Genomic DNA, 25,230 nt, shown 5'->3' on the forward strand with positions numbered 1-25,230 from the left:
TGTAAATGTTACGGTATCGGAACATGGACCACGCTCTACTTATCTCGCGCCTTGGCAGACAGATACGCGAAAAGCGTATGAATCGTGGTATCACCCAAGCGCAATTAGCCGAACTCGCCGGGCTGACGCGACAAAAAGTCATTGCCGTCGAGAAGGGCGCTCTCTCTGTGAGTATGATGGCTTACGCGCGGGTTTTAGGCGCTCTGGAGTGTGAGCTCAAGGTCATTCCAGCGGCCATGCCGACGCTGGAAGAACTTGGGGAACTGTTCTGAATGAAAATGACTTCGCTCATCGTCAACACCCCGGAAGGCTATAGCGGGCGCGTCCTCACCAGCGCGGCGGATTTCGTTTTTCGTTATGACGCAGAAGCAATGCACGGTGAAGCAGTCAGTTTGATTGACGCGAGATTTGCCAAGCCAATATGCAAGGCGCGATAGCAAGAAACAAAAAAGCCCGACACTTGGTCGGGCTTCACTTACAGCAATATCACTTAACCGCGTTTAGCTTCAGCTTCCATCATCACCAGATTTTGCTGTTTGGTAGCTTCGGTCAGCACTTCACTGTAGACACGTTTTTTCTGATCTGATTTTGCGTTGCGAATAAAGTCGGCAAAAGGGCTTTTGGCACCCTTGCTAAGGCCTAGCTTGATCGAAATCATTGATGTGCTCCTGATTCTAACCCGAGCATGGCCATTAAATCGGCTCGCGTGTAACGCTCAGGGATATGGTAGTCAATTTTATCGACCCCAGCTTTGTAGAGGCGTCCTGAATTATCGATATGCTTGAGCAGCAAATCCACATGGACGTCGCCTCCATACTCTAGCTTAAGCGTATTCACTACGTCACGTGCGGCAAAATACTGATCGATAAAATGCTGTGCTTGGATTCTTCTTCCTTCAGCCTCTTCGCGGGCTTTGACAAATTCCCATGCGAGGAGCGGATTCTGGTAGACGTAAAGAATTTGCACGAATCTACCTTTGCGCAGGGATCTCTCCACGTTCCTCCTCGCCACCTCAATATTGGAAAGCGTTCCATCCAGGACAAAAGACTGTCTTTGGTCGAACGCTAGATCCAGAATTTTATCCACCAAAATTGACACTCCGCTTTGGAAAATCCAAGCGTTTCCTCCCGCATAGTCATCAAATTCGCTGCGGAGCTCATCAGGATCAATTCTTAGGATCGCAGTGTCAGCAAAGAGATTTACTAGAGCGATTGACGCCTCTGTCTTTCCTGCTCCAGGTGAGCCAGCCATGAATACTGAAACAGGCTCCTGCTCTGGTGGATATATGGAAATATCGGTCCTTTGTCAGGCTATGGTTTTCTTCTTCGATCGTGCGAAGGTGAGGGCTTCATTTTGCATACGCTGTTCAGCAGGAGTCATTGGCTCAATCCTTTGCAAGGACACGCTTAAGCTGGAAAGGAGAATGTTTAAAGCATACGCATTTACCTATCACTCTCCAGTTCATGGCAGGCGCCACAGGTCGCGGGAAACTTCCTAGGACGTCACTCCTTCAACCCCACTCCGCTCCTAAACCCGATGCAACTCCCCCAACGTCACCGTGTGCCTGAAATGATGCTCCCACAGCCGCACGCCCATTCCCCCCGACCGGTCCAGCGATGACCCCACTGTCAGGTCCGTGATCAACGTCGGTTGCAACCCTGCGTCGAACAACGCAAACCCCGCCGCCAGGCAGCACGTCTCGGTCTGAAGACCGCACACCAGCACGCGATCCACTTGCAAACCGGATAGATAGTCTATGGTTTCGGGCGTTGGCGCGTAGCCGTGCTTGATGAAAATGCGATCAGCCTGGATCAGGCTTTCATCATCCGGTGCGGGGTGCCAGCCAAGTTGTTTCTGGAAGGGGGTTCTGGATTCATCGTGGCGTTCCACGGTAGCGACGCTCGGCAGGGTGCCGATGAGTTTCCGGATACCGTCGACCAGCCATTGCGGCGGGGTGAAACAGGGTTGGACGTCAACGATGAGGAGGGCTTGATGCATGGTGTGGGTTCCGTAGGGCGGTGTCGCATGCCTCATTGTATGTCGGTATGTATTTATTAAATGTCGTCAATTAAATGGCGATTTATCGTAATTAAAAACCATACGGCAGCTTTGTAGACAAACTATTGACAGTGCGTCGTCGATCTCACATCATCGGCGCCGCGTTAATGGCCTAGCGCCATAAAATCGACGTTGACCGGACAAACCCGATTCATGATTTTGAACCTTCGAGATTGGGGCGATGTCGCAGTCTCAGGCGTGATGGGCCAAGTGCCATCAGCCTGGATCAATGATCTACAGAGTCACCGTTTGGCGGACTTTACATACGAAGTGTCCGTGTGAATCTTCAGGAATAAACTTCATGCTTGATGGGCGAATACTGGTTACCGGCGGTGCAGGATTTATTGGGTCACACCTTGTGGAAGCTTTGCTTGGCAAAGGCTACAAGGTTCGCGTACTGGATAATTTGTCGACCGGAAAGGTCGGTAACCTGCCGGTGGGTAATGCCAACCTGAACCTGGTCGTCGGCGATGTAGCGGACGATGCCGCTGTAGAACAAGCCATGCGTGATTGCACCGCAGTCGTGCACCTGGCAGCGGTGGCCTCGGTTCAGGCGTCGGTAGATGATCCGGTCAGCACCCATCAAAGCAATTTCGTCGGCACGCTCAACGTGTGTGAACACATGTTGAAGGCCGGGATCAAGCGCGTGGTATTCGCGTCCAGCGCGGCCATCTACGGCAACAATGGCGAAGGTTCGGCGATCGACGAGGACACCCCCAAGTCACCGCTGACTCCTTACGCCAGCGACAAACTGGCCAGCGAGTATTACCTGGACTTCTACCGCCGTGAGCATGGCCTGGAGCCGGTGGTCCTGAGGTTCTTCAATATCTTCGGCCCGCGCCAGGACCCTTCGTCGCCGTACTCCGGCGTGATCAGCATCTTCACCGAACGGGCCATGGCCCGGCAGCCTGTGGCGATTTTCGGCGACGGTGAACAGACCCGTGATTTCGTTTACGTCCAGGACCTGGTGAGCATTCTCGTCCAGGCCGTGGAAGCGAGCGAGCCGAGCCCCGGCGCGGTGAATGTCGGGCTTGGTCGCTCCACCAGCCTCAACGACCTGATCACCGAGTTGGGGAGCGCCACCGGCAATCCTTTGGCGGTGACTTATCAGGCTCCGCGTCAAGGCGACATACGCCATTCACGCGCCAATAACGCTCGCCTGCTGGAGCGCTTCACGCTGGCGGCACCAACCTCCATTGGTGACGGTTTAGCACAGCTTTTGCGCAGTTTGTAACCCGCCGGTTCCACCGCTTGGTGTGCAGGCAGTCTCGGTTCAGTTCCTTTCAAGAGTGAATTATGGAAATCGTTTTTCGCAGGACGCGTGTCCGCTCGGTCGCCAGGCGGCTATTCGCTGCCGTGGCACTCTTCGTGAGTGGACCAGCTGTACAGGCTGCAGCGGTACAGTCTCCATCCAGTGTGGCTTTCTGGTATGCCGAACAGCCACCGCTGTCTGAACTGGCTCAGTTTGAATGGTCTGTGGTCGAGCCGGGGCACATGACGGCGAACGATGTCAAAACCTTGCGCAAATTAGGCAGCCAGCCGTTTGCGTATGTGTCCGTCGGCGAGTTCGATGGCAACAAGGCTGAAATCGACAAGGCGGGGCTGGGTAAAGCGGTCACTGCCGTGCGGAACGACTCCTGGAACAGTCAGGTCATGGACCTCACCGCGCCAGCCTGGCGGGAGCACTTGCTCGGCCGCGCCAAAGCGTTGCAAGCACAAGGTTATGCCGGTCTGTTTCTCGACACCCTCGACAGTTTTCAGTTGTTGCCGGAAGCGTCGCAGCAAGCCCAGCGTGTTGCCCTTGCCAGTTTTCTGCGCGAACTGCACAACCGTCAGCCAACGCTGAAGCTGTTTTTCAATCGCGGATTTGAAGTGTTGCCCGAGCTTGATGGCGTGGCGGCAGCCGTGGCTTTCGAATCCCTGTACGCCGGTTGGGATCCTGCCGCCAAGCGTTATCGGCCGGTCCCGGAAGCGGATCGCCAGTGGTTGCTGGGTGAGTTGCAACCCCTGCGCGCCAAAGGCATACCGCTGGTTGCGATCGACTATTTGCCACCGGAACGTCGTGAAGAAGCACGCAAGTTGGCCAAACGCCTGCGCGATGAGGGTTTCATTCCCTTTATCAGCACGCCTGAACTGGACTCGATGGGTATCAGCAACATCGAGGTCCAGCCGCGTCGAATCGCACTGGTTTTCGATCCGCGCGAAGATGACCTGATCAATAACTCCGGGCACACCCTGCTCGGCGGCCTGCTCGAATACCTTGGTTACCGGGTCGATTACCTGGCGGCCGACAGTTCATTGCCGGAGCATCGTTTTCGCGGTTTGTACGCGGGCATCGTGACCTGGATGACCACCGGCCCGCCGCAGGACAGTTCGGCGTTCAATCGCTGGCTCGGCAAGCGCCTGGACGAACAGGTGCCTCTGGTATTTTTCGCGGGGCTGCCGGTTGAGGACAGCAGTTTGCTCAAGCGCCTGGGCCTGAGTCGCTCGGTCGCGCCTGGCACCCAGGCCGTGACCATAACCCATCAGGACAAGTCGCTGATCGGGGCGTTCGAAGCACCGGTGCAGCCCCGATCCCGTGACTTGACGCCTGTTTCAGTATTGCCCAATGGACCGAAGGCAGCCTTGTCGCTGACCGGCAAAGGTGGCCAGACATACGTTCCGGTGGCGGTTGCCGAGTGGGGCGGCTTTGCGCTCTCTCCGTATATTCTCGAGGTGAACAACGAGCGCAGTCGCTGGATTCTCGATCCGTTTGCGTTCTTGCAGGCCAGCTTGCATTTGCCGGTGCAACCGCGTCCGGATACCACCACGGAAAACGGTCGTCGCATCGCGACCGTGCACATTGATGGCGATGGTTTCCCGTCGCGCGCCGAAGTGCGTGGCTCGCCCTACGCCGGCAAGCAAGTGCTCGATGATTTCATTCAACCGAACCCGTTTCTGACCTCGGTGTCGATCATCGAAGGTGAGATTTCGCCGCGCGGGATGTTCCCGCACCTGGCGCGCGAGCTGGAGCCTATCGCGCGTGATTTGTTTGCCAACCCGAAAGTCGAAGTGGCCACTCACACCTTCAGCCATCCGTTCTTCATGCAGCCGGAAGTGGCGCAGAAACGCGAAAACTTCGACGCGGAATACGGCTTGAAAATGGCCATTCCGGGTTATGACAAACTCGATTTCCATCGCGAGGTTTTTGGCTCGCGTGACTACATCAATCAGCGGCTGACCACCCCGGAAAAGCCAGTGAAGATGATCTTCTGGCCGGGCGATGCCTTGCCGTCGGCGGCGACCATCAAAATGGCTTACGACGCCGGTCTGAAAAACGTCAACGGCGCCTCGACCATGCTGACCAAGGCCAACCCGTCGCTGACAGGGTTGAACCCGCTGTTAAGGCCCACCGAAGGTGGTCTGCAGTATTACGCGCCGATCATCAACGAGAACCTTTACACCAATCTTTGGAAGGGGCCGTACTACGGTTTCCGCGATGTGATCGATACCTTCGAGCTGACCGACAGCCCACGACGACTGCGCGGCCTGCATCTCTATTACCACTTCTATTCGAGCACCAAGCAAGCCTCGATCAAAGCCATGAACGAGATCTATGGCTACATGCGCGACCAGCAGCCGATGTCGCTGTGGATGAGCGATTACCTTGATCGTCTGCACGGTCTGTATCAGTCCAGTCTGGCGCGTACCGCCGACGGTGCCTGGCAGGTTCGCGGCATGGATGCGTTGCGCACGCTGCGACTCGACCCGCAAATGGGGTGGCCGGACCTTCTGCGCTCGCAAGGCGTCGCCGGGGTTCGCGATTTGCCGCAGGGGCGCTATGTGCACTTGAGCCGCGACCAGGCATTGCTCGTCCTGCGCCCTGAGCGCGATCCGCGGCCAGCGCTGGAGGAAGCCAATTTACCGTTGCAGCAGTGGCGTTATCTGGATGACCAGCGAGTGAGCTTTTCGTTTGCAGGTCAAATAGACCTGACCTTCTCGGTGCGCTCGGCGAGCGCTTGCCGGGTCGAAGTGGATGGGCAGCGTTTTGCAGGCAAGGCCTCGGCCGGTCTGTGGACTTTTCAATTACCTATGAAGCAGGTGAGTAATGCTCAGCTCATCTGCAACTAACTCTTCAGCCACTAAAAGCGGCCGCCTCCTCAATCCATGGGTCCTGGCGGTGGTGGCGGTTGCCGTGGGAGGTCTGCTGTGGGCGACTTTCCAGCGTGAAGAAGTGTTCCAGCCTGACGGTCGCGAGCCGGATGCGGTGTCGGCCAACTATGCCGAGTTGCTGCTGACTGCGCACCCGGAGGACGAGCATCTGCGGCTGCAATTGATCGATCTGTTGATCCGTCTCGGCGACTACGCCAAAGCACGCCAGCACGTGGAAAACTGGCCAAATCCGAATCCGCAATTGCAGGCGTATTACCGGCTTGAGCTGGACGCGCTGGACGCTGCAAAAGATAGCGATCTGATCACGCAACAGGCCCTGGTCGAGCGTCTGAAAAGCTTTGATCATCGCTTGCTGCCGTTGCCGCAATTACAAAGCCTGGCCAAGCTCGCGCTGATATTGCAGGCGCCGGCTTTCGCCGCCAGTGTCTATGAGGAAATCGCCGCTCGTGATCCGCAGCAGCGCAGCGATGCCCTCCAGTCCGCCGCGAAATGGTATCTGGCGGGCGAGCAGCCGGAACGCGCCGCAGACATCTACCTGGAACTGAAAAAGGACAGCGATCAGGCAGGCGCACGCCGGGAGTACGCACAACTCGCGTTCAACAGCCTGTTGGCCTCCGGAAAGGGAGAGCGGGCTACGCAGGTGCTCGCCGATGAAATCGATCTGCTGATCAATCCGCAAACCGATGTGGCCTGGGTGCAGCAGGGCGTTGATGTCGCGATCGCGAACAACCGCCCCGATCTGGCGCAACGCTTCCTGGATCAGTGGCGCCTCCTGGAACCGGACAATACAGAAATCCTGCGCAAGGAATTCAGCATGCGTCTGGCGCTTGGCGATTTGCCCGGCGCCTGGGACAGCGGTCAGCATTTGCTGGTCGAACATCCCGAAGACCTGGATCTGCTGGAGCAAATGGCTCGGCTCGGTGAGTGGCGCGGCGAAAGCGAAGCCGCGCTTGGCTACTGGATTCGTTTGCTGGAACTGCAGGAAACACCGGAGACCCGTGAACACGCCTGGCGGCTGGCCATCCAGCAGTTTGACTTTGACCGGGCGATTCCATTGCTCGCCGGCATCATGGATCAACGTGCGCTGACCGACATCGAACTCGACGCGCTGATTTACGGCCATGAGTCACGGGGCACACCGGGACAGGCCGAAAACTGGCTGCGTGCCTACGTGCGCAAGTACCCGACCCATCGTCTGGCCTGGACGCGCCTGCTGCAAAACCTGGAAAACACCGGGCAGTTCGCGGCCAAGGCCGATGTCTACAAGAACTATTCAAAACGTTTTGTCCTGACCACCACCGAGCGGGTCGATTGGGTCGACACTGACCTGAAGCTGTTTGACAACAACGCCGCATGGCAGGTGTTGCAGGTCGATAACAGCAAGATCGTCGATCCCAATTACTGGCGCTCCCGGGCTGCAGTCGCCTGGAACCTGGAACTGGACGATGAACTGCAGGTGGCGCTGGAGAAAATGCTCGCGCTCAAGGGCTCGCTGGGTATCGGCGAAGAGAGTCAGTTGATCACCCTTTACCGCACCAGTAATCCACGGCGTGCCCTGGAGTTGATGGTCGACAGCTGGAAGCGCACCCACGATGAGCAGCGCCTGGAACAGGCATTGCAGCTGGCCCAGGAACTGCAGGACTGGCCGCTGGTGATCGCACTGCTCAAGGATGCCGAACAGTACCCGGACATTTACGAGCAGGGTCAGGTGCTGGCGGTACGCGGTGCCTTGGCGACTCAGCAGGGGCAGGACGAGGAGGCCGAGCGTTTGTACCTGCTGGGCTTGTCGCGCTACCCCGATGACAACCTGTTTCGCGAGCGCCTGATGTGGCTCTACGTCGATCAGGGCAACACCACCAAACTCAAGCCGTTGCTGACGGAATGGAAAGCCCGGGCGCGTACAGACCGGGTGTTGTGGTTGCCGTTCGCCAGTGCCAGCCAGATGCTCGGCCGCAGCAGCGAAGCGTTGGCCTGGTATCGGATGTACCTCAAGAACAGTCCTCAGGATTGGTTGGTACAGGCGGCTTATGCCGATGCGCTCGACGGCGCCGGTTATCAGGATGCGGCCCAGCGTCTGCGCCTGAAGTTGCTGCGCAGCCCCGAGAGTGAAAACCTTCAACCGTCGTCCCAGCGCTACGTGATCTGGTTGCGCCTGATGGCCAGCAGCTATTCGCCACGCAAGGCTCAGCAAGAAGTGCAGAAGTGGCAGGACGGTTCGCCGGCGATGCTGCAATTGTGGTTCGAGCGTTTGCTGGCGCGCCTGGACGCGACCAATCAGGAATCGCAAAAAGACCAATGGCTGGAGTGGGCGCGTGGCCAAGGCTTGAAAGTCGACCGCTATGAGCAGATTCAGCAGGCGCTGCGCAGCCGCAACAAGGCTCAGGTCGAAACGCTGTTGGCGAGTAGCGATCTGAACCCGGCACAGCGGGCCCAGGCCCTCAGCCGCCTTGGGCGCGTCAATGAAGCGCTGGATACCAACCTGTCTGCGCTCGGTGACGAGCAACCCGAGGCGGTGCGCGACCAGCTGCGACGCCAGGCCGTGGAGATTCACGAAAGCACACCGCAAGGTGCACTGCTGTCGTGGCAGGATCAGAATTTCGGCGGCATCGCTTTCAATGCTCCGCGCCTGCAGATTGCCCACAACCTGGGTGACAAGTGGTACGCCGATCTTGAGTTGGAACAGGGCAAGTACGACGGTGACGACGTACGTTCATCGAAAATCGGTGAGGAGCGCAATGCCGCCCTGACCTTGATCCGCCGGGTGGAGGATGGCAGCTATAAACTGTTTGCCGACACCAGCCAGCGCAGCGATGACGACCGCAATGGCCTGGGTCTTTCCCGGATCTGGCAGTTGGGCGTCAGCGATGAACTCGAGACCGGTCTGGGCTGGCATCGCAAAAGTGAAGACAGCGGGTTTATGCGTGCTTTCGGTCAGCAAGACAGTGTGTGGGTGGGTGGTCGGCATGGGCTTTCCGCTCGTGATCAGATCAGCTGGGAAGTTGCCCAGCGATCCTTCTCCACCCGTGCTGGCAACGACCTGGGCAATGGCCAGGCGCTGAAAATGGAATACAACCACACGCTGGAATTCGCGGGGCCTAACTGGACCGTGCGCAGCGGTGTCGATTATCAGCACAACAACGTGAAGGACCGCACGCTGGATTATCTGTCCGAAGCTAAAGAAGACGGCCCGATAAAGCGCGTTGATGACTCGGACGACGCAACGACGGTGCTTGCCAGTGACCTGCTACAAAGCCGCTACGGCCAACTCTATGTCGGCTCGTCCTGGCGTCGCGGCATACCCGGCGCACTGGTTCGCACCAAGCCGCAATACACCTGGCTGGTGGACGTGACGGCAGGCTGGCAATGGCTGGATCAAACTTTTAACTACGGCATCAATACCGGGATCGGTTTTGAAGTGCTGGGTGATGACGAACTGGCCCTGACCTTCGGCTACCAATCCGCGCCACAAGGCGGGGATGGTCAGTCCGGCGGAACACTGGGTGTGAGCTACGGCGTGCGGTTTGGACGCTGATCATGGAATGTCTACGGAGAAAAACTATGCAAGCAATTCGTAATCTGGGTCTGGCCCTCGCCGTCCTGTTCGTCGCCGGTTGCGCCAGCTTCACCGATGAATCCAGTCCGAACCTGCCGCGCAACGCGCAGTGGGGCATCGTGCCGATGGTCAACTATTCGCAGACACCGCAGGCCGGTGAGCGCAGCGAACAGATCCTGCTCAGTGTCCTCAGCAGCCACGGTCTGCAACCCCAGGTTTACCCGGTCAGCACCCAGGGCGAACAAGCGCTGATGGATGACAACGAGCGTCTGGCCGGAGCCCTGGAATGGGCGCGCGAGCAGAAACTCGATTATGTGATCGCCGGCAGCGTGGAAGAGTGGCAGTACAAGAACGGCCTGGACGGCGAGCCAGCGGTGGGCATCAGCCTGCGCGTACTCGAAGGCAGCAGCGGTCGCGTACTCTGGAGCAAGAGTGGCGCACGTGCCGGCTGGTCCCGTGAAAGCCTCGCGGGCACTGCGCAAACGGTGCTCGACAAACTTGTCGGCGCCCTTCGGTTCGAGTGATTGCAATGAATTCTCCCCACATGGATTACAGCCTGGCGCCTCAAGCCAGCGGCCCGGTGTCTTGGCTGGAAACGTTTCTGGTCACCGGCGCGGCCATCGGCCTGGGCTTGTGGCTGACCCCTGAAGACCCGTTGCAGATACACGGCGGGTTCCCCTGGCCGATTCTCGCGCCGCTGCTGCTGGGCGTGCGTTACGGTTTTGTGCGTGGTCTGTTCAGCGCCAGCCTGTTGGTCCTGGCGATGTTTGCCCTACGCTACAGCGGTCTCGAAGGCTACGCCCGGATCGATCCGTCATTCATTGTCGGCGTGCTGGTTTGCGGGATGCTGGTGGGTGAGGTTCGCGACCAGTGGATGCGGCGCCTGGAGCGGCTGCAGATGGCCAACGAATACCGTCAGTACCGTCTCGACGAGTTCACCCGGGCGCACCAGATTCTGCGGGTCTCCCACGACCTGCTCGAGCAGCGGGTGGCCGGCAGCGACCAGAGCCTGCGCAGCTCCTTGCTGGGCTTGCGCGAAAAATTGCGGGTGATGCCGGACGCGGGCGATGCGTTGACCGCACTGGCAGACCCGATCACGTCGATGCTTGGACAGTACGGCGCGTTGCGCGTGGCCGGTCTGTACCGCGTTGACGAGCGTGAAGAAAATGTCTTGCCTGAAGCGTTGGCAACGATCGGCGTCATGGGGCCGTTGGGCACCGAAGACGGTCTGGTCAAGCTGTGCCTGGAGCGCGGCGAACTGGTGAGCGTGCGTCAGGAGCTGATTGATTCCGGCACCTCGGCGCAGTTCTCATCGTTACAGGCGTGCATTCCGTTGATCGATGCCGAGGGGCGTCTGCTGGCGATTCTGGCGGTTCGGCAGATGCCGTTCTTCGCCTTCCAGGATCGTACCCTGAGCCTGTTGGCGCTGCTCGCCGGGCACATCGCCGACCTGTTGCGTCGTGACCCGCACGTGCTGCAACTGCCCGACGCCGATGCGCAGCAGTTCACCCTGCAGCTCAAGCGTTCGCTGGTGGATGTCGAGAAACACACGTTGCCGGCCGGGCTGTTTGCCTTTGAAATGACCCGTCCCAACGACGAGCTGACGCGTCTGCTGGAACGCAGCCAGCGCGGTCTCGATCTGCACTTGCCGGTGCGCAACAATCGCGATCATCAACTGTTGCTGGTGCTCTTGCCGTTGACCAGCCCGCAGGGCACCGAAGGTTATCTGGCGCGGATCAGCCTGTTGTTGCATGAGCACTTTGGTATTGAAAGTGACATGGCGAGCCTGGGTGTGCGAGTGATGCCTTTCAATCTGGAGCCTGGCTGTGAACGCGACGGGCTGCGTAATTTCCTGTTCAACGAGTGTGGCCTGAATGATCAGCAAGTGGCTGTTTAGCGGAGCCTTGTTGTTAGAGGCGGGCAGCTGGGCCAGTTTGTGGCTCGCGGCGCCCGAGTTGCAACAATTGCTGGTGTTCGCCCTCAGCCATGGTCTGGCGTGCGTGATGCTGTGCGCCGCGGTGTGGCTGTTGTTGCCGGCACGCTACCGTGCGCCGTTGCCGTGGAGCCCGCTGTTCATTTTCAGCCTGGCGTTCTTCGTGCCGGTGATCGGGGCGGTCGGTGTGGTCCTGTCGATATTTCCGGCGCTGTACCTGCCACGTAAACGCGACAAGCAAGCCTGGCAGGCTGTCGGTATTCCGAGCCTGCCGTATCGCGCGCAGCTGCAATTGCATTCGCCGATCTTTGCCGACGGCGGTTTGCAGGATGTGCTGCGCCACGCACCCGATCCTGATCAGCGTCTGGCCGCGTTGCTGGCCACGCGGCGCATGCCGGGCAAGGAAGCGGTACCGATCCTCAAACTGGCGCTGGGTGATCCCAGCGACGACGTGCGGCTCCTGGCGTACTCAATGCTCGACAAGCAGGAAAGCGACATCAACCTGCGTATCCAGATCGCCCTCGGGCAACTGGGCGGCGCCAATGCCAAAACCGCCGGTGCGCTGCATGGCACGCTGGCGCGCTGGTATTGGGAGTTGGCGTACCTCGGCCTGGCGCAAGGCAGTGTGCTGGAACACGTACTCAATCAGGCCGCCGAACATGCCGAGCAAGGGCTTGAAGCGGGCGAGGGCGGTGAACTGTTCTTGCTGGCCGGACGCATTGCGCTGGAGCGCGGTGATATCGAGCGCGCCGAAGTGCTCTTGCATCAGGCCCAGGACAACGGCATGGGCGCAGCGCAGGTTCTGCCGTTCCACGCCGAACTGGCGTTCGAGGCCGGTCGTTATCACGAAATCCCCGGGTTGCTCGAGAAGCTTCCGGAGAAAACCCGTCAGCGGCCACCCTTCGCTGAACTGGTGAGGAGCTGGACATGAACCACAAGGAAGAGGCACCGACGGCCGACATCTGTCTGCTGCTCGAAGGCACCTGGCCTTACGTGCGCGGCGGTGTATCGAGCTGGATTCACCAGATGATTCTCGGCCTGCCGGAGCTGACCTTTTCGGTGATGTTCATCGGCGGCCAACGTTCGGCCTACCCGTCGCGGCGCTATGAAGTCCCGTCGAATGTGCTGCACATCGAGGAGGTGTTTCTCGAAGACGCGACCCATCCGGTCAACACCCGTGGAACGCCGCGAGAGGCAGACCCGCAGCATCTGTTGGATCTGTATCGTTTCCTGCACCACCCGGACACGCCGGAGCCCGAGTTGGGCGAACGCCTGCTCGACTGCATCGCGCAGGGCCGCATTACCCTCGACGACGTGCTGCGCAGCCGCGCCAGTTGGGAGGCATTGAGCGAGGGCTATCGGCTGCATTGCGCCGACCCGTCCTTCGTCAACTATTTCTGGACCCTGCGTTCGATGCAGTCGCCGTTGCTGATGCTCGCCGAAGCGTCGCGCAAAATGCCGCGAGCGCGGATGCTGCATTCGATCTCCACCGGTTACGCCGGGCTGCTGGGGTGCATTCTCAAGCAGCGCTGGAACTGCACCTACCTGCTCAGCGAGCACGGGATCTACACCAAGGAACGCAAGATCGACCTGGCCCAGGCCAGCTGGATCGCCGAGAGTTCAGGCCAGGCGCTCAATCGCAGCCTCGACGCCGGCTCGGGTTACATTCGTACGCTGTGGGTGCGCTTCTTCGAGCGCATCGGTCAGCTGACCTACAACAGCGCCGACAACATCATCGCGTTGTATGACGGCAACCGTCAGCGGCAGATCAAGGACGGTGCCGACCCGGCCCGCACGCAGGTCATCCCGAACGGCATCGACCTGCCGCAGTGGACCGCGGCCCTGGAATCCCGTGCGCCCGGCATTACACCCGTGGTGGGCTTGATCGGGCGTGTGGTGCCGATCAAGGACGTGAAAACCTTCCTGCGGGCCATGCGCGGAGTGATCAGCGCCATGCCGGAGGCCGAAGGCTGGATCGTCGGTCCCGAAGAGGAAGACCCGGAATACGTCAGCGAATGCCGTAGCCTGATGGCCAGCCTGGGTCTGGAAGGCAAGGTGCATTTCCTGGGTTTCCAGCGCATCCAGGACATCCTGCCGAAACTCGGCCTGATGGTGCTGACCTCGATCAGCGAGGCGCAACCGCTGGTGATCCTCGAAGCCTGGGCCGCCGGTACGCCGGTGGTCAGCAGCGATGTGGGCTCGTGCCGCGAATTGATCGAAGGCGGCAGCGCCGAAGACCGCGACCTCGGCCTGGCCGGCAAAGTGGTGGCGATTGCCGATCCACAGGCCACCTGCGCCGCGATCCTCGAACTGCTACGCAACCCGCAACGCTGGAATGCCGCGCAGGCCAGCGGCTTGCTGCGGGTCAATCGTTACTACACCGAAGCCTTGATGCTGCAGCGTTATCGCGACTTGTATCAAGCAGCCATGGAGAACAGTTAAATGGCCGGCATTGGCTTCGAACTGCGCAAGATCCTTTCGCGCGACTCCTACACCGCGACCTTGCACGCTTATATGTATGCCGGCCTGATCAGTTCCGGGCCCTGGGTGTTATCGATCATCAGCGTGATGCTGGTGGGGATCATCAGTCTGGGGTTGGTGATACCCAACACGCTGGTGGGGCAGTTTCTGGTGACGGTGACCTACCTGATGGCCACCTCGTTGATTCTCACGGGCGGCTTGCAGCTGTTCTTCACCCGGTTCGTGTCCGACCGCTTGTTCGAGCACAAGTACGAACAGATCCTGCCCAACTTGCTGGGCATCCTGTTGCTGGTCACGCTCGCCGCCGGCGTGCTGGGCATCATCGTGCTGGCCGTGATGTTCGACCAACCGCTGATCTACCGGGTGCTGGTGCTGTCGAATTTCGTGGTGCTGTGCAACTTGTGGCTGGTGATCATCTTTCTGTCGGGGATGAAGGCCTATAACCGCATTCTGCTGGTCATGCTGGTGGGCTACACGCTGATGGTGGCCAGCGCCTATGTGCTGGCCTTCCTGAAAATACCGGGCCTGTTGCTGGCGCTGTTGATCGGACACAGCACGCTGCTGTTCCTGTTCCTCTACGACATCCTGCGCGAGTACCGCGCGGAAAAGCTGATCGCCTTCGACTTCCTCGATCGGCGCCAGGTATTCCTCAGCCTGCTCGCCACCGGTTTCTTCTACAACTTCGGCATCTGGATCGACAAGTTCCTGTTCTGGTTCAACCCCGGCACGTCCAGCAACGTCATCGGCCCGCTGCGTGCGTCGATCCTGTATGACATGCCGATCTTCCTCGCGTACCTGGCGATCATTCCGGGGATGGCGGTGTTCCTGGTGCGCATCGAAACCGATTTCGCTGAATGGTATGACCGTCTGTTCCGGGCGATCCGCGAGGGTGAAACCTTGCAGCACATCGGTTCGCTGAAAACCGAAATGACCTTGTCGATCCGTCAGGGGCTGCTGGAAATCTGCAAGGTGCAGGGGCTGACGGTGGTGCTGCTGTTCCTGTTCGCGCCGCGGTTGCTGGATTGGCTGGGCATCTCCAGCTACTACCTGCCGCTGTTCTACATCGACCTGATCGGCGTCAGTATCCAAGTGGTGTTCATGGCGTTGCTCAACGTGTTCTTCTACCTGGACAAGCGCACTGTGGTGCTGGAGTTGTGCGTGCTGTTCGCGGTGTTGAATGGGGCGCTAACCCTGCTGAGCATGTACCTTGGCCCGAGCTTCTTTGGCTACGGGTTCACGCTGTCGTTGCTGGTCTGTGTGCTGCTTGGGCTACACCGACTGTCCACGGCGCTGGAAGACCTGGAGTACGACACGTTCATGCTGTCATCGCGTTAACGGTTGTTGCGGGTATGAAAAGGCACTGGCGATCATCGCCAAGTGCCTTTTTTTTCGCCCGGTGGCTTCCGACTGACGTCACTTGAAAGCCGATAGTGCGCTGCTAGGCTTGGACAGTCGTGTTGTTCGTGGGCCGTTATTGCCCCTAAAGCCGTTCAGGAGATACCGTCATGAGTACGTCCCTGGAAACCGTTCTTTACACCGCAAAAACCCACACCGTCGGCGGCCGCACCGGCACCGGCAAATCCAGCGATGGCGAGCTGGATGTGAAATTCAGTTCCCCCGGTTCAGGCAAGCCGGGGACCAATCCGGAGCAACTGTTTGCACTGGGTTATTCAGCCTGTTTCATCGGTGCGATACAGGTCGCCGCCGGCAAATTGAAAGTCAAATTACCGGAAGATACGTCGGTGGATGCCGAGGTGGATCTTGGCAAAACCAGTGGCGGGGATTTTCAATTGGCGGTCCGGTTGAACGTCAATATTCCTGGCTTGGAGGAGGGCGTGAAACGGGAGTTGGCCGAGGCGGCGCATCAGATCTGCCCTTATTCGCGGATGACGCGGGGGCATGTGCAGGTGGAGTTGAAGGTCCTCTGACGCTGACACTGTAGGAGCGAGGCTTGTCCGGGAAAGCGATGTGTCCGCGAAAGCCGACAAGCCTCATCCATACACGACAAAACCTGATGCGGGTCAGTTAATGCGATCTCGAACGACAGCATCACAGGGCAGCAACCTGTCGAGATCGTCCAGCTCCGAGGCGTGATGGACACCCCATTCGATCAACGACTCCAGAATGGGTCGTAGGCTTTCGCCAAGCGGGGTGAGCAGGTATTCAATCCCCTGCCGATCCACGGTGCTGGACTGCCGACTCACCACTCCATGCTCCTCAAGCGCTCGCAGTTGCTCGATCAACACTTTCTGTGAGACGCCGACAATGCGCTTCTCCAGATCACAGGTGCGTTGCGGACCGTCCAGCAGCACATGAAGAATGACCGCCTTCCAGCGCCCGGAGAGGATTGCCAGCGTCCGCTCGATCGGCAAACCGGGCAGTCTATTGATGGTCTTCATGTGCTTCCACTGACAAAACGGTGTGTAGATGGGGACGACTATCGAACCGTACATTTTCCTTCCGATCAACACCGATCCGAAGGAAAGTCCATGATAGACCTGTTTGATTCTCTATTGGTTGGCGGCACCGCTCTGCTGAAGAACCGCATCGTCATGGCCCCTATGACTCGCACGCGAACGTCCGATGGCGACGTCCCGAATGAGTTGATGGCCACCTACTATGGGCAGCGAGCCAGTGCCGGCCTGATCGTGACGGAGGCAACCGACGTTGCTCCGTCCAGCAACGGCTATGCGATGACACCCGGCATCTACACGGATGCTCAACGGCAGGGCTGGCGGTTGGTGACCGACCAGGTTCACCGCAATGGCGGCACGATATTTTTGCAGTTATGGCACGTCGGCAGGATGGCCCACCCATCGCTCATGCCGAACGGCGAGGCGCCTTGGGGTGTGACCGAGGAGCGGGCTGAGGCCCAGGTGTTTGCCCACGGCCCGGACGGCAAGCTGGAGCATATTCCCGCAGGCAAGCCCCGGCGTTTGAGAACGGAAGAGGTGTTTGCGTTGGTCAACACCTTTACCCAACGCTGCGTCCAGGCTCGCGAGGCGGGATTCGACGGCGTCGAAATCCACGGCGCCAACGGTTATCTGTTCGAGCAGTTCATGAACTCGGTGCTCAATACGCGCACTGATTGCTTCGGCGGCGATAGCGTAGAAAACCGTACACGGTTCCTGTTGGAGGTCGTTGAAGCGGCGGTGCGCGAATTGGGGCCGGGACGCGTGGGTGTCCGCCTGTCGCCGTTTGGCAAGTTCAACGGCATTCCGGCGGACCCTCGCACCGAGGAAAACTTGCTGTACGTTGCCGAGCGCCTGGGGCGTCTAGGCGTCGCCTATCTGCATCTGGTCTATGAACTGATGCCTGAGGCGAACATGGAGGTCGCCCAGTTCAAAACGAATCATCTCGACCACGCTTTGCTCAGGAAAATCCGCAAGGCGTTTTCTGGCGCAATCATCTGGTGCGGCGGTTTCACTGACCGCAAGAGCGCGCAGGATGCGCTGGACACAGGGTTGGTGGACCTGATCGGTTTCGGCAGACCTTATATTGCAAACCCGGATCTGGCTGAGCGTCTTAAGCATGGCTGGCCGTTAGCCGAAGCGGACCGATCAACTTACTACACCCGACGCGGAGGAGCGGGTTATACGGACTTCCCTGCGTTCCCGATCGTTAGTGCTGCATACGGCGCAGCCTGACCGCGGCGATGGAGCGAGCAGGCGTTCGGGGCGGGCGGTTCTGCGGACGCCTGCTGGTGGCCGGGGGGGCGACCCAAGTGGACGTTGATGCCTTGGTTTTTCTGAATTTCAGGCACAAAAAAAGACGTCCGTGGACGTCTTTAGATGATGAAGTGGTGGAGCCGGGGGGATTTGAACCCCCGTCCGCCAGTACTCCGCTGTCGGTACTACATGCGTAGCCGTGTCTATTAAGTTAACCCTCAGCGACCCGACGGGCAGGGTGCTTTGGGCGAGTTGTGTAAGTTTTAGCCGCTTCGTCCACAACGTACTGCACGGCGATTCTGTTCTATATGACAATCACTTTGGGTTTACAGACATCCCCTGATGATTGCTGGACCCGAAGGTACCAGAAGGGAAGGGCTAAGGCTGCTTACGCAGCGAGAGCGTATTCCCCGTAGGTTTCGTCATTGGCAACTATAAGAAGTTGCAACAGTGGATTTACGAGTTCTGTTACCAACTCGGCATGCACCTAAAGTTTCGCAACCGGCGTCGAATCCTAAACGGCCCCGAGCCTGTTGCTCTGTGAATCAAAGTGAGCAACAAGCCTGCGCAGTGTACGCCAACGCGGCTCAGAAGGCCAACCCGAAGGTTGGCCGCCACCGATCATGGATTGTGTTCGGTGCGTTGTTTGTCAGCGAGTGCCGATGCCTGGGTGGCCTCGGTGACGCATTTTTTGTCGTCCCCGGAAGCCTGGGACGCTTCGGCGCTGGACATCAGTCTTTTGACTTCCATTGCGGTGTTGCTGGAGCTCGCCGGCAGTGAATTCACCTTGCTTTTGAGCTCTTGCAGCTTGCTCGTACAAAGGTTGTTGTCCGCAGCAAACACGGGAGAAGCCAACATTGCAGCAGAAATGAACAGACCAGCGAGTGCGGTGCGTTTCATGGATATCTCCTTGAACTGATGGTCTCGGTGCTGCCGTATGAGCGTGTGGCTCGGCCGAGGTCGGAAAACAAGCCACGATGGATGAGGCCTACTTAAAAGACTACGGCGCAGCGCAGGAATTCGGTTCTTGAAAAAAAGGTTATGGGGAATCTTTTTGAAAGAACCAAACCCCAGCTGCAACAAAACCCGCACTTGGCGGGTTTTGGTGTGTTTCATATCGGGTCACGCCGGGGGAGCAGAAGGCCAACCCGAAGGCTGGCATTGTGCTGGGGCTATGGTTTGCCGCCGTCACTTACCTTCTGAATGGCCTGAATGGTTTTGGTGGTCTCGGCGATGCAATCATTAGTCCCTTCCTTGGTACCTTTTGCATGATCAGCTTTGGCTTTCTCGACGCTGTCCATGACCTGTTCATTCATATCCGGAGGAATCTGTGCCTTGGCATTTTCTATGGTCTTCAGATTGACCGCACAGAGGTCTTCGACGGCAAACGAAGGGGACGCCATCAGCGAGACAGTAACGAACAGACCTAACAGTACAGAACGTTTCATGTGTATCTCCTTGAACTGAGGGTCCAGGCATTTGCTGGCCATCAGGACGGGCTGCCAAGTTTGGGAAAGGCCCGGCAATGTCCGGGCTTAACCAGTGGACTACGGCGGTGCGTCAGGGTTCTATTTTTCTTCAGAGGGCCCTCGACCGGGTCACCCGATCCACCAGATAGACCAACCCGTGGTAGTCAATTCCACCGTGTTGCGTCAGACCGATCTCACAGGTGCGACTGGTGGAAATCCCCTCGCTGCACTGTTGCACCGCATCCCTGAGCGTGCGCAACGAATGGGCGTTCAGCTCTGGCGTGGTGAAACCTTTGTCGCCGGCAAAACCACAGCAATGAATGCCCTCGGGAATGATCACGTTCTTGCTGCATTTGCGCGCTAGATCGATCAGCGCCTGGCTTTCCCCCAAGTGCTGGGTGCTGCAGGTGACGTGCACGGCGATTGGCGCTTCCTGCGGCGTGAATTCGAGCCGGTCCATCAAATGCGTACGGATAAAACGCACCGGATCGTACAGGTCCAGTCGAACATCACCCAGGTCCTGAACCAGGCGCAGCGTGCAAGGGCTGGTGTCGCAGTAGATCGGGTCGAGACCGCCACGGCTGGCGTGCAGCAACGCGCCGATCAGCTCCTGGCGTTTGTGTTCGGCCTGTTCGGCGTAGCCCTTGGAAGCGAACGGCTGACCGCAGCAGAGACTGTCCTGATTGTCCGGAAAGACGACTTGGTAGCCGGCTTTTTCCAGCAAGCCACGGGTTTTGTCGTACAGCGACATTTGCTCTTTATCACCGGCTGCAGGCCCCATCACCCGCGAGACGCAGGCCGCCAGGTACACCACTCGCGGACGCGCATCCGTCACGGTCGGGCTGAAGCGAATGGCCTTTTCCGGCTGCGGCATGGCGTTGGTCCATTGCGGGACCTGACCTTTGGACAGCTTCGTCAGCGTCGCCGAAAGTTTCGCCAGACGTGGCGCCCCCAGCAGCATCCGCGCGCCGTTAGCCACGTGCAGGGTGAAGCGTGCACCTTGCAGCGCGGTGGCGAAATTGCCTTCCAGCCAATTGGCGGTTTTCGTGTGCGTCGCCTTACGGCTTCGGAGCTTTTTCACCAGCTCGCCGGTGTTGATTCCTACAGGGCAACGTTGCGCGCACAGCCCGGTGGCGGCGCAAGTGTCGATGCCTTGGTATTCATAAGCGGCTTCCAGTTCGGTGGTGTTCACGCCGGCACGTTTCTTCGCCTGAATGTCACGCCAGATCACGATGCGCTGGCGCGGGCTCAGGGTCAGGCCTTTCGACGGGCAAACCGGCTCGCAGAAACCGCACTCGATGCACTTGTCCACAATCTCGTCGGCCGCCGGCAGCGGTTTCAGGTTCTTCAGGTGGATCTGCGGATCGTCGCTGAGCACCACGTCGGGATTGAGAATGCCATTCGGGTCGAGCAGGCGTTTGAGCTGCCACATCAACTGGTAGGCATCGCTTCCCCATTCCAGTTCGACGAAGGGCGCCATGTTGCGGCCGGTGCCGTGCTCGGCCTTCAGCGAACCGCCGAACTCCACGGCGACCAATTGCGCGACGTCATCCATGAACGCCTGATAGCGTGCGACTTCTTCCGGGTTGTTGAAGCCTTGGGTGAAGACAAAGTGCAGATTGCCTTCCAGGGCGTGTCCGAAAAGTATCGCTTCGTCGTAGTGATGTTTGTCGAACAGCTCGATCAGACGGTTTACGCCGATGGCCAGTTGTTCCACCGGGAACGTCACGTCTTCGATGATTACCGTGGTGCCGGTTTTGCGCACCGCCCCGACGGCGGGGAAGGTGTCCTTGCGAATGGCCCAGAGGCGGGCGTTTTCGACCGGGTCCTCGGTGAAGTCGACCTGTTTCTCCACCGGGAACGAGGCCAGCGACGCCATGATTTGCGCCAATTGTTCGTGCAGTAAAGTGGACGATGCGGCGCGGGATTCGATCAGCAGGGCGCAGGCATTGTTCGACAGATGCTGTACGAAAACCGGCATGCCGGGCTTGTTCTGCACCGAGCGCAGACTGCGCCGGTCCAGCAGTTCCACGGCCGACACCGGTTGGCTTTTCAGCACGGTGACGGCGTTGCAGCAGGTTTCCACATCCGGGAACACGATCAGCGCCGAGGCCTTGTTCGGGTGGTCGATCACGGTGTCGTAGGTCACTGCACTGATGAACCCGAGCGTGCCTTCGGAACCCACCAGCAGGTGGCTCAAGATATCCACAGGCTCATCGAAATCCACCAAGGCGTTGAGTGACAAGCCGGTGGTATTTTTCAGACGATACTTGTGGCGGATTTTTGCGGCTAATTGGGAATTGGTGCGGGTCTCGCGACCCAATTGCGCCAGACGTTCAAGCAGCGCTGCGTGGCTTTCGCGAAACGCCGCGACACTCGCCGCATCTTCGGTATCGAGACGGCTGCCGTCGGCGAGCACCAGGCGAATACCGGCCAGCGTGTGATAAGTGTTTTGCGCCGTGCCGCAGCACATGCCGCTGGCATTGTTGGCGACGATGCCACCGATTTTGCAGGCGTTGATCGACGCCGGGTCCGGGCCGATCTTGCGCCCGAACGGTGCCAGCCATGCATTGGCCTGCGCGCCGATCACGCCTGGTTGCAGGCGGATTTGCGTGCCCTGGCCGCGGATCACTCGCCCGTTCCAGTTATCCCCCAGCACGATCAGCACCGAATCGCTGATGGCCTGGCCGGACAGGCTGGTGCCGGCGGCGCGGAACGTCACCGGGACGTGATCCCGTTGCGCCAGTCCGAGTAGCGCCACCACTTCGTCTTCGGATTCGACGCGGATCACCAGTTTCGGAATCAGCCGGTAGAAGCTGGCGTCGGTGCCGAAGGCCAATGTCGACAGCGGATCGTCGAAACGTCGCTCTTGGGGGATGAGTTTCTGTGCATCTCGCAGGAAAGCCGCGGGTAGAGTCATTGGTCCTCCAGGATCAAAACCACCAAGTCTTTCGGACCATGAGCGCCGTAGGCCAGGACCTGCTCGATGTCGGCGGTCTTCGACGGGCCGGAGACCAACAGCGCGTTGGTCGGCATGCCTTGCGCCCAGTTGAATTCCTGCTGCACCTGATAGAAGTTGTCGCGGATTTCACTGGCCCTGAGCAGGGCGAAGTGCACCGGCGGCACCAGGCTCATCAAGCGCGGTTCTTCGCGTGTCGGCCACAGAATCAGACTGCCTGTGGCAGCGATTGCACCGAGGGTTCCGGTCAGGCTGGCGGGCGTGTCGTTAAACAACTCTGCTTTCCATTCTTCGACCGGACGGTCGTAGGACTTAAGCGTGGGCAGACCTGGATTGTTCGCCCAGTGCTGAGTGACACGTTGACCGTGAGGTGTAGTCGGCGCGATCAGCAGGCTCGGTAATTGGCGATCTCGAAGCAATTGTGCGAGCAGCGCTGGCCAGCCTTCACCGGAGGTCAGATGGATTTCCGTGTGCACCGCTTCCATCTGTTTGCGCAATTGCGGAATGCGTTGCTCAGGCGCGTAGGTGTAGGGCGCTGTCACCAGTTCGACGTTGAATTCGTCAGGCACGGGCGTTGTGCCGGTCAGACTGTTCCGTAACTTGGCGAGGATATTTTGTTTGGCGCTCATCAGCGGTCTCCCTGTTTGGCCAGATGCTCGCGGGCCATGTCGTGCAGTGAGCGGGCAGCGGGTTTCGGGGCGCTGTGGTTTTGCGTCCACGGGCCGACGTTGCTCGGTGCGAGGGCGCGCAGTCGCGTGGCGAAAAAACCGAACAGGCGATACAGCGTCGGCGAGCTGTTGAGCGTTGCCCACGCATTCCAGATAAAACGTTCCTTGCGCGAATATTTGCTGCCTTGGCCGCGCATGACTTGATGCGGACTGTCCGGGGCTTTTACGTTTTCTTCCCGTAGGCGACGCAGCAATGCGGGGATAGGAATTTTTACCGGACAAACTTCACCGCAAGCACCGCACAACGATGATGCGCTCGGATGATCCGGGACATTCGCCAGGCCGACCATGTGCGGGGTAATGATTTTTCCGATAGGCCCAGGGTAAACCTCCCCATAGGCGTGGCCGCCGATTCGAGTGTAGACCGGGCAATGATTCATACAGGCGCCGCAGCGAATGCAGTTCAGGGTCTGGCGCAACTCACTGTCGGCAAAGGCCTGGCTGCGACCGTTGTCCAGCAACACCAGATGCACTTCCTGCGGACCATCGAGTTCATGGGCCTTGCGCGGGCCGGAGATCATGTTGACGTAGGTGGTGATCGGCTGGCCAAGGGCCGAGCGGGTCAGCAAAGATAACAGCGGCACCACATCGCGCAGGTTTTCCACGACTTTTTCGATGCCGGTGACAGCGATGTGCACTGGCGGCACGGTGGTGGTCATGCGCCCGTTGCCTTCGTTTTCCACCAGCAGCAGGGTGCCGGTTTCGGCCACGGCGAAGTTGACACCGGAGACGCCAATGTCGGCTTCGAAGAATTTCTGTCGCAAGACTTTGCGACCGATCTGAATGAGTTGGTCAACGTCCTTGGTGTATTCCACGCCAAGTTTGTCGTGGAACAAGGACGCGACCTGACCGGCATTCTTATGGATCGCCGGCATAATAATGTGTGAAGGCTTCTCGTGGTCGAGCTGGACGATGTACTCGCCCATGTCCGATTCCAGGCATTCAATGCCCTGATCAGCGAGGAAATGATTCATTTCCATCTCTTCGCTGACCATCGATTTGCCCTTGATCACTTGCCGCCCCTCGTGAGCGCGGATGATCGAGAGGACGATGCCATTGGCTTCGTCCACCGTTTCCGCCCAGTGCACTGTTACACCGTTGCGGGTCAGGTTCTGTTCAAGCTGCTCGAGCAGGTCGGGCAACTTCGATAACGCACGGGCGCGGACAGCATTGCCCAGCACTCGCAAATGTTCTCTTTCGTGGGCATCGCTGAAGGACGCTGCCCGTTTTGTCATCAGCGAATCCATCGCCGTACGAAAGTTATTTCGCAGTTGTTTGTCACCCAACGCCTTGTGAGCCCGGGTGCGAAAATCTTCTTCTACGGCAACCGTAGGAATAATCGCGGAAGCGTTCATTGGCCGCCTCCGGTGCGCTGCCAGAGGAAACTGGCCAGGTGTTGGCCGCGCAACGCTTCCTTCTGTTTCTCTAGCGAGCCGTTGATGTTCATCAGGCAACCGCAATCGGCACTCAGTACCTTGTGCGCACCGGATTCCTTCAACGAGCGGGTCTTGTCAGCCACCATCGCGCCGGAAATGTCTGGCATACGGACGCTGAATGTCCCACCGAAGCCACAGCATTCGCTTTCATGGCTATGGTCGACGCGTTCCACATTGCCCAGCTGCGCCAACAACTCGCGGCCGTGCAGGTGGGTGTTCATCTCACGACGTGCCGAGCACGAGGTGTGCAACGCCACTTTGACCGGTTCGCCGCTGTCCTTGAGCTGCACCTTGCAGACGAACAACAGAAACTCGGCCAACTCATAAGTCCGGGCGGCCAGCGCCTGAACCTGTTTCAGTGTTTCCGGCTCGTCCTTGAACAAGTCGGCGTAGTGTTCGCGCAACATGCCAGCACACGATCCCGACGGCACCACCACCGGATAATCCCCGGCGAACAGCGCCAATTGCGAGCGTGCCACGGTCCGGGCCTGGTCGGTGTAACCGGAGGTGTAGGCCGGTTGCCCGCAGCAGCTTTGTCCCAGCGGGTACTCGACACGAATGCCTTCGCGTTCCAACAGATGAATCGCGTCCATCCCGGCTTCCGGGTAGAACAAGTCCACCACGCAGGTCCCGAACAGGTAGACCCGTGACGGTTTTTCTTTGGGGTACTGCCGAGGCTCGGGCAGTGGCGGGGCGACGCGGGTCGCGTTCGGCACGGCGTTGTAAAAAAGCTCGCTCATCAGGCGTGTCTCCGGGTGGGCCCGGTTATCCGTCCGCTGAGGCTGCTGAATAT

21 protein-coding genes, 1 other RNA gene and 1 pseudogene are annotated in these 25,230 nt (G+C 59.1%); 12 read left to right on the forward strand and 11 right to left on the reverse strand.

The genetic code is table 11. The annotated features are described in order from the left end of the window. Positions 1–23 precede the first annotated feature (23 nt). Together J2Y86_RS21510 and J2Y86_RS21515 are read left to right on the forward strand one after the other, a co-directional pair. The gene (locus tag J2Y86_RS21510; RefSeq protein ID WP_253436084.1) at positions 24–272 is read left to right on the forward strand and encodes a helix-turn-helix transcriptional regulator; all 249 of its coding nucleotides are present in this window, start codon (positions 24–26) and stop codon (positions 270–272) included. Then, positions 273–437: a hypothetical protein gene (locus tag J2Y86_RS21515; RefSeq protein WP_253436088.1), complete on the forward strand. Its 165-nt coding sequence runs from the start codon at positions 273–275 to the stop codon at positions 435–437. 53 nt (positions 438–490) lie between these two features. On the opposite strand, the gene J2Y86_RS21520 is transcribed toward J2Y86_RS21515, so the two are convergent. The 3 genes and pseudogenes from J2Y86_RS21520 to J2Y86_RS21530 all read right to left on the reverse strand — a co-directional run bounded on the left by J2Y86_RS21520 (position 491) and on the right by J2Y86_RS21530 (position 1,998). Beyond that, positions 491–658, reverse strand: coding sequence for a hypothetical protein (locus J2Y86_RS21520; protein ID WP_253436091.1), 168 nt, complete (start codon positions 656–658; stop codon positions 491–493). Next, a pseudogene (locus tag J2Y86_RS21525) lies at positions 655–1,380 on the reverse strand (zeta toxin family protein). The gene J2Y86_RS21520 and the pseudogene J2Y86_RS21525 overlap by 4 nt, the downstream one beginning before the upstream one ends. Before the next feature lie 147 nt (positions 1,381–1,527). Then, positions 1,528–1,998, reverse strand: a complete 471-nt coding sequence (locus J2Y86_RS21530; protein WP_253436094.1) for an isochorismatase family protein — start codon at positions 1,996–1,998, stop codon at positions 1,528–1,530. A 361-nt stretch (positions 1,999–2,359) separates the two neighbouring features. Between J2Y86_RS21530 and J2Y86_RS21535 the strand changes: the two genes are divergently transcribed. The 9 genes from J2Y86_RS21535 (at position 2,360) to J2Y86_RS21575 (ending at position 16,105) form a co-directional block, all read left to right on the forward strand. Then, complete coding sequence (locus tag J2Y86_RS21535; protein ID WP_253436097.1) at positions 2,360–3,292, forward strand: NAD-dependent epimerase/dehydratase family protein; 933 nt, start codon at positions 2,360–2,362, stop codon at positions 3,290–3,292. Between the two features lie 62 nt (positions 3,293–3,354). Continuing rightward, positions 3,355–6,168: a bifunctional glycoside hydrolase 114/ polysaccharide deacetylase family protein gene (locus J2Y86_RS21540; RefSeq protein ID WP_253436100.1), complete on the forward strand. Its 2,814-nt coding sequence runs from the start codon at positions 3,355–3,357 to the stop codon at positions 6,166–6,168. Then, a complete protein-coding gene (locus J2Y86_RS21545; protein ID WP_253436103.1) occupies positions 6,146–9,742 on the forward strand; it encodes a tetratricopeptide repeat protein in 3,597 nt (1,198 codons plus the stop codon). Before J2Y86_RS21540 ends, J2Y86_RS21545 begins: the two co-directional genes overlap by 23 nt. 26 nt (positions 9,743–9,768) lie before the next feature. Beyond that, positions 9,769–10,287, forward strand: coding sequence for a penicillin-binding protein activator LpoB (locus tag J2Y86_RS21550; protein WP_253436105.1), 519 nt, complete (start codon positions 9,769–9,771; stop codon positions 10,285–10,287). A 5-nt stretch (positions 10,288–10,292) separates the two neighbouring features. Continuing rightward, positions 10,293–11,660, forward strand: a complete 1,368-nt coding sequence (locus J2Y86_RS21555; protein ID WP_253436108.1) for a PelD GGDEF domain-containing protein — start codon at positions 10,293–10,295, stop codon at positions 11,658–11,660. After that, positions 11,638–12,627 (forward strand): HEAT repeat domain-containing protein, encoded by a 990-nt coding sequence (locus J2Y86_RS21560; RefSeq protein WP_253436111.1) that lies wholly within the window; start codon positions 11,638–11,640, stop codon positions 12,625–12,627. The genes J2Y86_RS21555 and J2Y86_RS21560 overlap by 23 nt, the downstream gene beginning before the upstream one ends. After that, positions 12,624–14,138, forward strand: coding sequence for a GT4 family glycosyltransferase PelF (pelF, locus tag J2Y86_RS21565; RefSeq protein ID WP_253436114.1), 1,515 nt, complete (start codon positions 12,624–12,626; stop codon positions 14,136–14,138). Before J2Y86_RS21560 ends, pelF begins: the two co-directional genes overlap by 4 nt. Further along, positions 14,139–15,512, forward strand: coding sequence for an exopolysaccharide Pel transporter PelG (gene pelG, locus J2Y86_RS21570; RefSeq protein WP_253436118.1), 1,374 nt, complete (start codon positions 14,139–14,141; stop codon positions 15,510–15,512). Positions 15,513–15,682: 170 nt separating this feature from the next. Then, on the forward strand, positions 15,683–16,105 hold the full coding sequence (locus J2Y86_RS21575; protein WP_253436121.1) for an organic hydroperoxide resistance protein: 423 nt from the start codon (positions 15,683–15,685) through the stop codon (positions 16,103–16,105). Between the two features lie 93 nt (positions 16,106–16,198). Here the strand turns inward: J2Y86_RS21575 and J2Y86_RS21580 are convergent, their stop codons facing one another. Next, entirely contained in the window at positions 16,199–16,576 is a 378-nt protein-coding gene (locus J2Y86_RS21580; RefSeq protein WP_253436124.1) for a winged helix-turn-helix transcriptional regulator, read from the reverse strand. Positions 16,577–16,666: 90 nt separating this feature from the next. Between J2Y86_RS21580 and J2Y86_RS21585 the strand changes: the two genes are divergently transcribed. Further along, on the forward strand, positions 16,667–17,824 hold the full coding sequence (locus tag J2Y86_RS21585) for an alkene reductase (protein ID WP_253436127.1): 1,158 nt from the start codon (positions 16,667–16,669) through the stop codon (positions 17,822–17,824). A 153-nt stretch (positions 17,825–17,977) separates the two neighbouring features. Here J2Y86_RS21585 and ssrA read toward each other — a convergent pair. The 7 genes from ssrA to J2Y86_RS21620 all read right to left on the reverse strand — a co-directional run bounded on the left by ssrA (position 17,978) and on the right by J2Y86_RS21620 (position 25,177). Further along, positions 17,978–18,371: a transfer-messenger RNA gene (ssrA, locus tag J2Y86_RS21590) on the reverse strand. A 95-nt stretch (positions 18,372–18,466) separates the two neighbouring features. Further along, positions 18,467–18,745, reverse strand: a complete 279-nt coding sequence (locus tag J2Y86_RS21595) for a hypothetical protein (RefSeq protein WP_253436130.1) — start codon at positions 18,743–18,745, stop codon at positions 18,467–18,469. A 272-nt stretch (positions 18,746–19,017) separates the two neighbouring features. After that, positions 19,018–19,293 carry a hypothetical protein gene (locus J2Y86_RS21600; RefSeq protein WP_253436133.1) on the reverse strand — a complete coding sequence of 92 codons (276 nt, stop codon included), beginning with the start codon at positions 19,291–19,293 and terminating at the stop codon, positions 19,018–19,020. A 130-nt stretch (positions 19,294–19,423) separates the two neighbouring features. Next, positions 19,424–22,234: an FAD-binding and (Fe-S)-binding domain-containing protein gene (locus J2Y86_RS21605; protein ID WP_253436136.1), complete on the reverse strand. Its 2,811-nt coding sequence runs from the start codon at positions 22,232–22,234 to the stop codon at positions 19,424–19,426. After that, on the reverse strand, positions 22,231–22,902 hold the full coding sequence (locus tag J2Y86_RS21610; protein ID WP_253436139.1) for a LutC/YkgG family protein: 672 nt from the start codon (positions 22,900–22,902) through the stop codon (positions 22,231–22,233). Before J2Y86_RS21610 ends, J2Y86_RS21605 begins: the two co-directional genes overlap by 4 nt. Further along, complete coding sequence (locus J2Y86_RS21615) at positions 22,902–24,356, reverse strand: LutB/LldF family L-lactate oxidation iron-sulfur protein (protein ID WP_253436142.1); 1,455 nt, start codon at positions 24,354–24,356, stop codon at positions 22,902–22,904. The genes J2Y86_RS21610 and J2Y86_RS21615 overlap by 1 nt, the downstream gene beginning before the upstream one ends. Next, positions 24,353–25,177 (reverse strand): (Fe-S)-binding protein, encoded by an 825-nt coding sequence (locus J2Y86_RS21620; protein ID WP_253436145.1) that lies wholly within the window; start codon positions 25,175–25,177, stop codon positions 24,353–24,355. The genes J2Y86_RS21615 and J2Y86_RS21620 overlap by 4 nt, the downstream gene beginning before the upstream one ends. Between the last annotated feature and the right edge of the window lie 53 nt (positions 25,178–25,230).

It is taken from the genome of Pseudomonas migulae (assembly GCF_024169315.1).
GTDB classification, from domain to species: Bacteria; Pseudomonadota; Gammaproteobacteria; order Pseudomonadales; family Pseudomonadaceae; genus Aquipseudomonas; species Aquipseudomonas migulae_B.

Excerpts from the sequence above, each read along its gene's own strand:
- J2Y86_RS21530 (WP_253436094.1), bottom strand. The coding sequence starts at position 1,998 with ATGCATCAAGCCCTCCTCATCGTTGACGTCCAACCCTGTTTCACCCCG.
- J2Y86_RS21560 (WP_253436111.1), top strand. The coding sequence starts at position 11,638 with ATGATCAGCAAGTGGCTGTTTAGCGGAGCCTTGTTGTTAGAGGCGGGC.
- J2Y86_RS21545 (WP_253436103.1), top strand. The coding sequence starts at position 6,146 with ATGCTCAGCTCATCTGCAACTAACTCTTCAGCCACTAAAAGCGGCCGC.
- J2Y86_RS21550 (WP_253436105.1), top strand. The coding sequence starts at position 9,769 with ATGCAAGCAATTCGTAATCTGGGTCTGGCCCTCGCCGTCCTGTTCGTC.
- J2Y86_RS21580 (WP_253436124.1), bottom strand. The coding sequence starts at position 16,576 with ATGAAGACCATCAATAGACTGCCCGGTTTGCCGATCGAGCGGACGCTG.
- J2Y86_RS21595 (WP_253436130.1), bottom strand. The coding sequence starts at position 18,745 with ATGAAACGCACCGCACTCGCTGGTCTGTTCATTTCTGCTGCAATGTTG.
- J2Y86_RS21600 (WP_253436133.1), bottom strand. The coding sequence starts at position 19,293 with ATGAAACGTTCTGTACTGTTAGGTCTGTTCGTTACTGTCTCGCTGATG.
- J2Y86_RS21555 (WP_253436108.1), top strand. The coding sequence starts at position 10,293 with ATGAATTCTCCCCACATGGATTACAGCCTGGCGCCTCAAGCCAGCGGC.
- pelG (WP_253436118.1), top strand. The coding sequence starts at position 14,139 with ATGGCCGGCATTGGCTTCGAACTGCGCAAGATCCTTTCGCGCGACTCC.
- J2Y86_RS21520 (WP_253436091.1), bottom strand. The coding sequence starts at position 658 with ATGATTTCGATCAAGCTAGGCCTTAGCAAGGGTGCCAAAAGCCCTTTT.
- J2Y86_RS21605 (WP_253436136.1), bottom strand. The coding sequence starts at position 22,234 with ATGACTCTACCCGCGGCTTTCCTGCGAGATGCACAGAAACTCATCCCC.
- J2Y86_RS21535 (WP_253436097.1), top strand. The coding sequence starts at position 2,360 with ATGCTTGATGGGCGAATACTGGTTACCGGCGGTGCAGGATTTATTGGG.
- J2Y86_RS21515 (WP_253436088.1), top strand. The coding sequence starts at position 273 with ATGAAAATGACTTCGCTCATCGTCAACACCCCGGAAGGCTATAGCGGG.
- J2Y86_RS21620 (WP_253436145.1), bottom strand. The coding sequence starts at position 25,177 with ATGAGCGAGCTTTTTTACAACGCCGTGCCGAACGCGACCCGCGTCGCC.
- J2Y86_RS21585 (WP_253436127.1), top strand. The coding sequence starts at position 16,667 with ATGATAGACCTGTTTGATTCTCTATTGGTTGGCGGCACCGCTCTGCTG.
- J2Y86_RS21540 (WP_253436100.1), top strand. The coding sequence starts at position 3,355 with ATGGAAATCGTTTTTCGCAGGACGCGTGTCCGCTCGGTCGCCAGGCGG.
- J2Y86_RS21615 (WP_253436142.1), bottom strand. The coding sequence starts at position 24,356 with ATGAACGCTTCCGCGATTATTCCTACGGTTGCCGTAGAAGAAGATTTT.
- J2Y86_RS21610 (WP_253436139.1), bottom strand. The coding sequence starts at position 22,902 with ATGAGCGCCAAACAAAATATCCTCGCCAAGTTACGGAACAGTCTGACC.
- J2Y86_RS21510 (WP_253436084.1), top strand. The coding sequence starts at position 24 with ATGGACCACGCTCTACTTATCTCGCGCCTTGGCAGACAGATACGCGAA.
- pelF (WP_253436114.1), top strand. The coding sequence starts at position 12,624 with ATGAACCACAAGGAAGAGGCACCGACGGCCGACATCTGTCTGCTGCTC.
- J2Y86_RS21575 (WP_253436121.1), top strand. The coding sequence starts at position 15,683 with ATGAGTACGTCCCTGGAAACCGTTCTTTACACCGCAAAAACCCACACC.